The sequence below is a fragment of the Bacteroidia bacterium genome (genome assembly GCA_041391665.1).
GTDB lineage: Bacteria > Bacteroidota > Bacteroidia > J057 > J057 > JAGQVA01.
Map to the genome: position 1 here is coordinate 1673002 of JAWKNO010000003.1, position 11805 is coordinate 1684806.

7 protein-coding genes are annotated in these 11805 nt (G+C 48.1%); 4 read left to right on the forward strand and 3 right to left on the reverse strand.

Going from position 1 to position 11805, the window contains the following annotated elements:
• The first annotated feature begins 20 nt into the window (after positions 1-20).
• From R3D00_29575 to R3D00_29590, 4 genes are all read left to right on the forward strand, one after another.
• Positions 21-557 carry a hypothetical protein gene (locus R3D00_29575; GenBank protein ID MEZ4777364.1) on the forward strand — a complete coding sequence of 179 codons (537 nt, stop codon included), beginning with the start codon at positions 21-23 and terminating at the stop codon, positions 555-557.
• A 9-nt stretch (positions 558-566) separates the two neighbouring features.
• Positions 567-5006 carry a PKD domain-containing protein gene (locus R3D00_29580; protein ID MEZ4777365.1) on the forward strand — a complete coding sequence of 1480 codons (4440 nt, stop codon included), beginning with the start codon at positions 567-569 and terminating at the stop codon, positions 5004-5006.
• A gap of 161 nt (positions 5007-5167) precedes the next feature.
• The gene (locus tag R3D00_29585) at positions 5168-5713 is read left to right on the forward strand and encodes a sigma-70 family RNA polymerase sigma factor (GenBank protein MEZ4777366.1); all 546 of its coding nucleotides are present in this window, start codon (positions 5168-5170) and stop codon (positions 5711-5713) included.
• An 11-nt stretch (positions 5714-5724) separates the two neighbouring features.
• The gene (locus R3D00_29590) at positions 5725-6978 is read left to right on the forward strand and encodes a hypothetical protein (GenBank protein ID MEZ4777367.1); all 1254 of its coding nucleotides are present in this window, start codon (positions 5725-5727) and stop codon (positions 6976-6978) included.
• Here the strand turns inward: R3D00_29590 and R3D00_29595 are convergent.
• The 3 genes from R3D00_29595 to mce form a co-directional block, all read right to left on the reverse strand.
• Positions 6975-8051 (reverse strand): hypothetical protein, encoded by a 1077-nt coding sequence (locus R3D00_29595; GenBank protein ID MEZ4777368.1) that lies wholly within the window; start codon positions 8049-8051, stop codon positions 6975-6977. The two genes, R3D00_29590 and R3D00_29595, sit on opposite strands and share 4 nt — an antisense overlap.
• Positions 8052-8072: 21 nt before the next feature.
• Complete coding sequence (locus R3D00_29600; protein MEZ4777369.1) at positions 8073-11171, reverse strand: SLBB domain-containing protein; 3099 nt, start codon at positions 11169-11171, stop codon at positions 8073-8075.
• A 175-nt stretch (positions 11172-11346) separates the two neighbouring features.
• Entirely contained in the window at positions 11347-11754 is a 408-nt protein-coding gene (gene mce / locus R3D00_29605; protein MEZ4777370.1) for a methylmalonyl-CoA epimerase, read from the reverse strand.
• Positions 11755-11805: the final 51 nt, after the last annotated feature.

Here is an 11805-nt window from a genome sequence, read left to right on the forward strand (position 1 = left end):
CTTCACTCAATAAATACCCTATGCGTTCACTTTTACTCTTTTTCCTCATAACTGGCCTTTCTGTATTCTCTGCATTTAGCCAGAACTATTCAGGTGTGGGTTCTATTTCTTTAACCCAAAAAGATTTGTCTCTCTCCAGTGAACAATTGGTGGGAAGATTTATACCTGATCAACATGTCCTGTCATTTATGGTGAAAACGCACTCCCTGTCTCTCAGTGCAGATGATGCCGCAAAATCCTTTCTCCATGATGTGCTCCTGATGGAAGCCAATCCATTGCTCTCCCTGGAATTTGATCTCAACGGTTTTCCAGAAATCAGCTCTGGCGATTTCCTCTCCAAAACCATCAACCTCCCGCTCACTGTACGCTTCAATGAGCACACCGTAACAATCCTTGTTCCTACCTCCATTGAAAAACAGGGAAACACCTTAGCCGTTTCCGCGGAAACTGACATCGCACTCTCTTCTCTCGCCATTGTCCTTTCAGAAGAAGAGAAAAAAATATACGACTCCCATATTTCCCTTGCTGTAAACCAGGCGGTGCTTACCCGCAGATAATTTCCTCCAATGAAGAAACATCTACGCTTTACTTTCAGTCTGCTGTCGGTTCTGATTTACCAGACAGCATTCGCGCAATTACCTCCCAATCAGCCGGAACAGGACTGTATCAATGCGCTTCCGGTATGTCAGAATATCTTCGTTCAACCTAACTCCTATCAGGACGAAGGGCTGAATCCCAATGAAATTACCGCCTCTATCTCCTGCCTCGCTTCAGGTGAAAGAAATGATACCTGGTACATTTTCACCACGCAGACTGCAGGAAATGTGGCGTTTACCATTACTCCTGCCACACTGTCTGATGACTATGACTGGGCAGTATATAACCTGACCAACGCCAACTGTGCGGCTATTGCAACAAATGCTGCCCTTGAAGTAAGTTGTAACTATTCCGGTACACCCGGCGCAACCGGACCAAATGGAACGGGTCCCGGCGGATTTAATCCATTCAACCCCGTCATCCCTGTCAACGCTGGTGAAACGTATGTCGTAAACATCAGCAACTTCACGGGATCTACCTCCGGATATACGCTTGACTTCAGCCCGTCCACTGCGGTGATTTTTGATAATATCCCCCCGGAAATGCTGCAACCCACCGTTGCTTGCGGCTCTACCAGTATCAGCATCAGCTTTGATGAGAATGTGGTTTGCAGCTCTGTTGATCCGGGCGACTTTACCGTAACCGGCCCCGGTGGCCCTTATACGGTTACTCAGGTTATCGGCGCAACCTGTCAGGTTGGTGGAACTTTCGAAAATGACTACCAGCTGATCACTTCACCCCCCATTACCACTCAGGGCTCGTTTACCATTTCCGTAGTAGATACGGTTCTCGACAACTGCGGCAACGTGGCGATCTTCAATTCAAAAACTGTTTTTATCAGTCTGAATCAGGTCATCCCCTCGGCATCTCCCAACTCCATTTGCCAGGGTGCACAAACGACGCTGACTTCGAATCTTGCCGGCACTCCCGGATATACTTTCCTCTGGACTCCCGGTAATAGCACAGCTCCTACCATTACAGTTTCTCCATTTACAACCACCACGTATACCGTTTCGGCCACCGACCCCGCAGGGTGCGTTCGCACCGGAACTGTTACGGTAGATGTAAAACCGCTACCGGTAACTTTCTTTACGATCCCCTCTCAGGTTTGTGAAGATCAGTTTGCCACCATTACCTACTCCGGCGGCAACACCACGGGTTCTGTTTTTCAATGGGATTTTGGAGGAGCAAATACGGTAATTGGTACCAATTCCGGACCTTACCAGATCAGTTATAACAATCCCGGGCAATATACTGTAAGCCTGAATGTAATTAAAAATGGATGTGTTGGCATACCTACCAGCCAGACGATCAATGTCATTGAAGTACCTGTCTCTGACTTTTCTTTCCCTACATCTGTCTGTGTCGGCGACACTGCTTATTTTACCTTTACCGGTACCAGCCCGCTAAATGCCAACTATTCCTGGAGCTTTGGTGGTGCTACTTTTGTCCAAAACCAATCGATCAATGGACAAGGCCCTTATAAAGTTGTATGGAGCTCAAGCGGAAATAAAAATATCTGCCTTCAGGTAGATAACCAGGGTTGCGTATCCAACCTCAAATGTCATACTGTTCTGGTTCATGGTATTCCGCAACCCTCAATCGCACCGGTAGCCAATCAGTGTCTGAGCGGAAACAGCTTCAACTTTGTGTATAACGGAGATGTGTCGGATAGTTATGCATGGAACTTCGGTGCGGACGCAAACCCAGCGGTAGGCAGCGGCCAGAATCCGGGAGCCGTCAGCTACCTCAATCCGGGTGTGAAAACGGTATCGGTGGTCGTTACGCGCAACGGATGTGTGTCTGACACAGCGAAAGTAACTTTTGAAGTCATCCCTGAGCCATCGGCCAATTTCACGACCTCGACGACGGAGATCTGCTCGGATGAGTGTATCACGTTTAGTTATAGCGGAATTCCGGTGGGTGCGAATCAGTCGTATGTGTGGAACTTCGGCAGCGGGGCGATTCCTCCGAGCTCGAGTCTGATCAATCCGCCGTGTGTGGACTTTACGACACCGGGGGTGCGTACGGTGAGTCTGGCGGTAACGTATAAAGGCTGTACGACGACGAGCAGCACACAAATCACGGTCAAAGGCCGTCCACAGATCAGCGCAGGGGCGGATGTGGCGTTCTGCGAAGGAGATGGAGGCGCACTGATCAACGCCTCGGTAACGGGGGGCACTGCGCCATATTTCTACTCGTGGACGTGTAGCGACCCGCCAAACTGCGGACTGAGCAGCAATGCGGTTCAGGACCCGACGGCCAACCCGCACGTGGCCCAGGCGACCGACACGGTGGTGTACTACCTGATTGTCAATGATGTGAATGGTTGTGTGAGCAATATCGACTCGGTGCAGGTAACGGTGAAAGCCAAACCTCGGATGAATGCGGGTCCGGATGTGTTCCTCTGCGAAGAAGGACTGGGCGACTTCCTCAACGGCAGTGTGGCCGCTACCAACCATGCGCCCCAACCGATCAGCTACCACTGGCAGCCTTCTTTGGGCCTGAGCGACCCGAATGTGCCCAATCCGTATGCACGCCCAACCCAGACGACGATCTACACGCTGGTAGGCACATCGGTGAATGGGTGTAGTTCGGATGTCACGACCCTCGATACGCTGAGCACGGTAACGGTACATGTCAATCCGCTGCCGGTGGCTTCGGCCGGACCGGACACGGCGATGTGTGTGGGCGACCAGATTCAGCTGCAGGGTTTTGCCTCCGGCGCAGGGCCCAACTATCAGTACTTCTGGACCCCGGCGACGCCGGGAACGATCTCGAACCCCAACTCTGCGACGCCGACGATCCAGCCGTTGCAGACGACGACCTATACCTTGGTGGTATTGTCCAATGGCTGTTACAGTGAAGGCGATCAGATCGATGTGATCGTCGATACCAAGCCGACGGTCGATGCCGGTCAGAATGAATCGATCTGTCTGGGCGACAGTGTGATCCTGCCGGGCCGAGCCGATGGCGACCCCGATGCGACGTTCTACACCTACCATTGGAGTCCGGCCACGGGGTTGAGCAATCCGAATATTGCCCAGCCGCTGGCCAGCCCTTCGACCACGACGACCTACACCCTCGAAGCCAGTTCCAACTTCGGTTGTGGCTCCGACCAGGATGTGATTGTCATCACGGTCAAGCCGACGCCGGAGGTGCAGGCCCTGAGTGCCGACACCGTGATCTGCGAAGGCGATGAAATCGTGCTGCGGGCGACCCATAGCTGGACAACCCCCACCGGCAGTCCGGTGGTGTACACCTGGACCCCGGCCAACCAGATCAGCGGTTCGCCTTTCCTGCCCCAGGTAACGGCTTCGCCGACCCAGACGACCCTTTACACGGTGCAGGCTTCGGTGGCTTCGGCGGACTGTCCGACCTTTGACCGGGTACTGGTAACAGTGAGTCCGAAAGTCGTGGCGGGCGTGAGTGCCGACACCACCCGGATTTGTAGTGATGAAGAAACGCTGTTGACCGCCACGGGCGGACTGGGCAATGCGACCTATACCTGGTCGCCCGCCACGGGTCTGAGCGATGCCGGCACAGCGACGCCGATGGCAGGCCCCGATACGACGACCACTTACACCGTCATTGTCAGTGAGGGTGCCTGTGCTGATACGGCAGATATTACCATTGATGTCAACCCGACCCCCAAGGCCGGGTATTTCACCTCGGCACCGGGCGGTTGTGCACCGTTGGTGGTCTCGTTTATGGAAAATGCCGAAGGCGCCATCAGCTTTGAGTGGGACTTTGGCGATGGCAGCGGCGTGGTCAACGGGCCCAACCCCACCCATGTGTTTGAACTGCCGGGCAGTTATACCGTAACGCTCAAGGCCATTGGCGTGGGCGGCTGTGGCGATGAGATCACGATGGCTACCATTGAAGTATCCGAAGATATGCTCGCCGATTTCCGCTCCGAGCCCGCAGCCAACGAGACCTTATCCTTGCCAGGGGCGACGGTAGGGTTTATTGACCTGTCGCAAAACGCCGTGTCCTGGTTCTGGGACTTTGGCGATGGCAATGTGTCGAGAAATGCCAATCCTACCCATACCTATGAGCAGCCCGGAGAATACACCGTCAAGCTGACTGTTACGGATGTCAATGGCTGTGTCGAAACGGTAGAATACAGCAGCTACAAAGTGGTCATACCTGAAGTGATGATTCCCAATGTGTTTAGCCCCAACAGCGATGGCATCAATGATGTCTTCCGGGTGCAGTACAATGGCAATGAGCCCTTTGCGGTGAAGGTATTTGACCGGTGGGGCAGAGGCTTTTTCACGGCCGATGCACCCAACAAAACCTGGGAAGGTACCGATGAAAATGGCAACAAGGCTCCGGAAGGCGTCTATTTCTACGCCATCTCCATCGGCGACAAAAACTATGCAGGTAATGTTACGCTGGTGAGGTAAAAAAATCATTCAGCATTTAAAAACTATATTTAAAGGCTCCCTTTTTGCTTTTTGCAGGAAAGGGAGCCTTTTCAATTATAGGAAAACAGAGATTTTCCACTTTATAGCATAACCCATGCAGCGAAAACAGCCATTTATACACCAATAGGAGAAAAACCAACTTGGAAACTCCATTTAAAGATGAAAAAGTACTGATAAAGGCCTGTATCAAAGAGCACAGAAAGGCTCAGCGTTATCTGTACGACTCTTACCGGGTAGCAATGTTCAGGGTTTGTCTGCGTTATGCGCCTTCGAAGGAAGTTGCAGAGGACTTGTTACAGGAAGGATTTTACAGTGTATTTAAAGACATCCATCAATTTCGGGGAGACGGAGCATTGGGCGGCTGGATACATAAGGTAATGGTCAGAACCGCATTGACCTATCTCCGAAAAAACGCTAAAAATATATGGCAGGAAGACCTGAATATCGACCATCAATACGACGGCGAATCATATATCATAGCTGACCTGGGTGCCAGCCATATCATGCGCTTGTTGCAGACCTTACCCCCAGGATATCGGGCAATTTTTAACCTGTACGCCATAGAGGGGTATTCTCACCAGGAAATAGGTGAATTGCTAAATATCACAGAAAGCACCTCACGCTCTCAGTACGTACGAGCACGTCAATTTTTACAAAAGATGCTACAAAAAGAGTCCATTTCTTAACAATCAAAGTCATGAATCCACTGAATAATTCAAACGAATTTGAGCAATATATCATTCAGCAGCTATCTCAGCTTGATGAAGTGCCTTCAGAAAAAGTATGGGAAAGCCTGGAATCGAAATGGGCTAAGAATAGAAAATATTCCGCCTCGGCCATCGCATTTTTGGGGTTGTTTCCGATTACCACTATAGCAGTTGTAATTTTCCTGCTACAGGACACAAGCTCCCAGCAGGTATTGGCCCCATTTAACACCGAAATATCTTCTAGTTGCGATGAGCAGGAAGACTGTTTGGAGAAATTCTATCTTGCCTCGGCAAACCACCAAATACCAGATCAACAGATTGCCATATCTTATGGATTAGGTTCGAGGAACCGGGACACCAGAAATCATTCTATTACAACAACAAATCTTCCCTCACCATCGCATGAATCCGTGCCCATTTTTGATAAAACAGACTCAGAAAGCGGCTCAGAAACTCATGAAGAAACACTTGTTGTTCAGAAAAATACAAGACCCTTTATTCAGGAAACAGATTCAACTGACGGCCCTGATTTCGAAAAGAAAAAATCTATAAAAAAACGGAAAAAAGGAAATGATTGGGATTATCAGATTGGAGTGAGGCTGAGTGCTGCAGATTTTTATAATAAAATCATACGACGAGCGAATCCTTATACAGACATCTACCATATAGAAGGAATTGGGGAATGGGCCATCAGCCATCGTTTACGTGTAAATTCGGGAATCGTATGGCAGCGAATAGCATCAGATTTTGAGCAGCAAAAAACTTCACGGGATTTTATCAACGGAACGGTCCAATCGCTCGGTATAGCAGTCGATACCCAACAAGTACAGGCGATCAATTTACGCGATGCAGAAAATCAATTGATGATTCCGCTGGATTTCCTGTTTTTCATAACTCCACAGGACCCCAATACCCAGGTGTGGGTAGGCGTAGGCTTGAGGCAGCAAGTTTGGACGAGATATAAAGAAGTATATTCTCTTAACATGGAGGATGGAAGTACGTTAGTAGAAATCCTTTCCCAGAATAACGTTTCCTTTCTGTACCGGGATTTCCGGTTTATGGTTGGCGCAGAGCAGCGGCTTACGACTGCGTTAAGACTTCGGGTAAATGGTTTTATAACTCTTCAAAAAGGCATTTTATCTGTAGGCTCATTGCGCCGCCAGTATGGTGGTTCTGTTTCGCTTTTCTGGGCAAGTCCAAGGGGCCCGCTTCGATGGAGAAAAAACACAAAATCCCGCTTCTAATCTTCTGATTCTTCAGTGGATTCTTTTTCAGTCTGATCCTGAGGCGATTTGATCAGTTGGGCCTGGATCACGGCCCCCAAATCTTCCATCCACAGCCTTCTGGTAAAAAAGATGACCAGGAGAATCGTTGCAATCAGAAATCCAAGAATAGCGAAAAGGGGAACCGAACGTTCCTCTTTTTCATAAGGTGGATTGGGGAAATCCAGAATCTGAATCACAGGCGTATCTTTCTGGTATTGGGCTTTTGCCTGCTCTTTACTGATTTCCAGTTCGACATACAGCTCTGTAAGCAGTTGGATTTTGGCCTCCTGGTCGCGGAGAAAAACTTCACTGGAGGCTTTTATACCAAATTTTGATTCATCATAAAACCTGGCCACAGCGCGGTTGGCTTTATCGAGTTCTTTTTTGACGGAGTCAGTGCGGTATTCGAAGAAGAGATAATTTTGCCTGGCCTTTTCAGTTTTCTGGTTGCGGTAATATTCATCGAGTTTGGCCATACATTTTTCGCTCAGCAATTTGACCAGTTCTTCGTCCACAAAGGAAAATTCAAACTGGATAAATCCCTCCTCAGTGGTTTCTATGAACATTTTTTCCCGCATATACAGCCCCACATTGGTGACTTTTTTGTCGAGAGGCAGAAGAAGCGGAGACTTCATAAAAAGGCGTTGATAAATCGCAACCGGAGATATACTTTTGGGAAAAGCCTCAAAAACTGCATCTGCCACAAGTTTTCTCGAACCGTGAAAATCGATGGTATCTCCTGCCACCGATTCTGTGATGTTTCGGCTTTTTAATATCCCGATCATAAAGCCAGCCTCAGAACCTTCTTTTCCGCTTCCCCCCAGAATAAAAGATAACGGATTTGCCCTCAGGCCGGCAGCCTGCTGGCCTGAGGTCTCCGGATGAAAAATCGTGATTGCCTTAAAATAGACTGCAGATGTATAAGCAAAAAATCCTAAAAATACCCCAATCGCCAAACCTCCGGCAATAATTAGCCATCTCTTCTTTCGAAGTATCTGCCCGTATTCGCGCAGCCGGTTTAATATCAGTTCCAGTTGTTGTTGCTCAAACATATTGTGCAGATCAGATGCTTTCTAGCGATTTCGGATCGTATCGATCAAAAGGATAAACGTCAGCAAAGATGTAGTAGTGGAAATGATTTCTGAAATAGGAATCTTTTCCCAGGGGCGAAAAGGTTTTTTCTCTCTTTCCGGCCTTACGGCAACCTCAATCACTGATCCCTGATCGATTTTCGGATAATCTTTAACCCAAAGTATCCGTTTGGTTCGTTTTACCCGGCCATCTACATAAGAGACGGTCGTCATCCTTCGCTGGGTTCTGCGGTCATACCCGCCAGCGAGATTTACGTAGTACTTCAGTTTCTTCTTACCGGGTTCAAAGAGAACCGTAGTGCCGGGCTTGAGTACATTCCCCGAAATACGCACGATATCGAGTCTTGGAGGAATCACCAGTGTATCTCCTTCCAGCAGGTGAATATCGTATTTTGATCCAGGGTGGCGCAACGCTTTTTCGAGTCGCAGAGCCACTTTCCCGATTCTTTCCCGGTTTAGATAAGATCCTTTGAGATCAGCCAGGGCAGTAATACCTCCGGCTCTGCCTACCAGCGAGCTCAGTGGTTCGTCTTTCTGCGCCTTGAGATATTCACCTTCATTAATCACTTCGCCAGTAATGAAAACGCTTTCCTGAAGCTCAAAATAAGGGTTTTTCCTGACAAATACCTGATCAAAGGAGTTGACCTTGATCTGGTCCAGCAGCGAATCTTCCTGCCAGTTTTGTTGAATAGAAACCTTTTTCAACAACCAGGGTACAGGGATTATTTCACCGGTTTCATCCACCGTCTCTATGATCCGGGAGAGTTCGATATTTTCAAAATCAGCCTCCATCTTCACACCTTCGGCCATATAGATCAGATCCAGCAGTGACATATTGGGGCGAACTTCATACCGCCCGGGCTTGTTTACCAGACCTTTTACCTCTACAAAACCCTCACTGAGAAAGTCTCTTTCGGAGCGGATGACCATTTTCTTGTAACCGGCAACCTGGATGCTGTCAACAATACTTCCCTGCTGCCAGTTTTTATCAATACGAATTCGTCTTATCTCCCGCTTATTTGTTCCGGTTCCGTATAGCCCCATTTCTTCCGGATCAATGTCGAGGTATAACTCCACTTCATTTACATCTGCATCCTGCGTTAGTCCGCCGGCCAAATATAGCAGGTCTTTTACCGTCATGCCCTGAGATATCTGGAAACGACCGGGATTTTTTACCGCACCTTCAATATCTATAAACTTATAGTGAATAAAATCAAACACTGAGTAGATACGAAGCATATTGTACCCATGAACGAGCAGGGTATCAATAGCAGGATCCTGCTGCCAGTTTTTATCGATGGCGATACGTCTGATGATCTGATCTTCGGGGCCGGGCGTCTCATCTGCAACGGATGTTTCAACCACTTCAGCCCCGGCATCTCCGCCTTCGGGAATAAGGTTGGTTTCAGATACATCATCGGCTTTGGTAACCAGCAATAATTCTACGTTATTGAAATCTGCATTCTCCTTTAAGCCCCCGGTGAGGAAAAGCAAATCTTTGAGTGTCATGGTAGGATGTGTCTGAAAAGTGCCGGGTTTTCGCACCTGACCAGTTACCTGTATATACCGCTGGTCGCGAAATTCTGATTTGGAAAAGACCATCAGTGCATCAAAATATTGCAACTCGATATTATTTTCGGGGCTGGCTCCGTCAAAAATACCATTGAGATTGACAGGTATGTAAAGGACTTCATCGGAGGTCGGAACAATCCGGATAATATATGCACGGTCAAGATAGGCATCCATGCCCAGCCCGCCGGCACGTCGGAGGAGATCAGAAACCCTTTCGCCGGGCAGTAACTGATAAGTCCCGGGATATTCGAGGTTGCCAAAAACCTGCACAATATTAAAGGCGCCTTTATTGAGGGTACGAATAATCAACTTGTCTCCTCCGAGGATTCTGAAATCTTTGTTAGGGCTGGTAAGAATAGAATCAATATGAAAATTGATAAGCACCTCTCTGCTATTTTCGAGCCGGGCGATCTGAGCATCGCTGCGAAGTGCGTCATAGTTGAGTCCTCCTGTAAACCGGATCAAATCTTTGAGATTTTCACCTTCTTTCAGTTCAAAATCCATGGCCCGGCGGACAGCGCCCTCAACAGTAACTACTTTTTCCTGAACCGGAACATAGATAAAGTCATTGTCCTGAAGGTAAATGGGTTTATCCTCACCATTAACCAGATAATCATAAATATCGAGCACCTGTATTGTACGTCCGTTTCTTTTGATAAGAATATTACGTACAGAGCCGATATTGGTAACGCCGCCGGCCTCAAACAAAGCATTAAACGCCGGGATAGCCGCATTGATCTGGTAGGCTCCCGGACGATACACTTCCCCTACAATATTTACGCTGATGGTTCGCTGACTGCGTCCCATAAAAACCTCAATTTTTGAGCAGGAGGAAACGATACTTTTATACCGCTCTTCCAGAATCGAAACAGCCTTTTTATAAGTAAGGCCCGCGAGGTAGAGTTTGCCAATATACGTACGATAAACCGCGCCATCGGCGGCTATGGTCAGACTTTCAGACAGTTCGGAACAGCCCCATATTGTAATGGTAAATTTATCGCCAGCCCCTACGATATAGTCTTCGGAAGGAGAAGGTGCCGGTGATTTGATGAAGTTTTGGGTAGTATCCTGAAACATCTGGTGGCCAAAGATATTGCTGGGGGCCCCTGGCGGAATAAATACCGGGGTAATTTCTTCCGGTTTATCGTCAAAATCAGCATTTTCTTCATCCAGTACATCCTGTGTGCCTTCCAACTGGACATTTTGCGGATCGATAGTTGGCTGAGCAGGCAAGCCTGTTGATCCCTGGCCGGGAGAAAGCGGCTGAGTGATACCGGGAATTCCGCCCTGTTGAGACTGAAGTCGTTTGAGAATTTCAGAGTCAGGGACACCCGCATTGCGGAGCTGCTGAATACGATTCTGAAGATCGGGCAACTGACTTTCAGGAATGGAGGTACCCGCAGGATTTGACTGGGGAGGTATTTGGGGGTCCTGGGCAAAAATCTGGCCCGAAAGGGTCAAAACTGCAACTATCAGGAATATTTTAAAAGCGGGAAATAGTCGGCTCATGGTAACATAAGAATACTTTTGCAAATCTACTAAAACCCTGGTTTTATCCTCATGAAAGAGACTACAATAAGTAGTTGATTCTTACCTGGGAAATGGCGGATCAATATTTAACAACCTGCTGAATAAACTGTAAATATGAATGATTATTGCGCATCCGATCAAACGAAGATTCGTATTATTCGCGAATTTCCTGACAAATTTCCACTAATACCCCTCCACAATCTTTGGGATGGAGAAAACAGATCAGCTTATTGTCTGCCCCCTTTTTGGGGAATTCGTTGAGTAACCGCACGCCTTCTGCACGCAATCGGGCCATTTCTTTGTGGATATCTGCTACTTCAATCGCGATATGGTGCATTCCTTCGCCCCTGCGCGCTATGTGGCGGGCTATCGCGGAGGTTTCATCTGTAGCTTCCAGCAGTTCGATTTTGGTATCTCCAGCCTGAAAAAAGCTGGTGATCACAGATTCGCTTTCTACGGCTTCTCTTTTGTAAGGAGGAGTATTTAGCAGAATGGTGTACAACTTTTCTGCGGTATCCAACGACTGTACGGCGATCCCAATATGTTCAATTTTCATTTTCAAATAAATTTATCGCTTCAGGAATGGTCTGTGGTGTTTATATTTGTAGTCTAA

Coding starts and splice junctions, on each gene's coding strand:
- R3D00_29575 (MEZ4777364.1), top strand. CDS start 21: ATGCGTTCACTTTTACTCTTTTTCCTCATAACTGGCCTTTCTGTATTC.
- R3D00_29580 (MEZ4777365.1), top strand. CDS start 567: ATGAAGAAACATCTACGCTTTACTTTCAGTCTGCTGTCGGTTCTGATT.
- R3D00_29590 (MEZ4777367.1), top strand. CDS start 5,725: ATGAATCCACTGAATAATTCAAACGAATTTGAGCAATATATCATTCAG.
- R3D00_29595 (MEZ4777368.1), bottom strand. CDS start 8,051: ATGTTTGAGCAACAACAACTGGAACTGATATTAAACCGGCTGCGCGAA.
- R3D00_29600 (MEZ4777369.1), bottom strand. CDS start 11,171: ATGAGCCGACTATTTCCCGCTTTTAAAATATTCCTGATAGTTGCAGTT.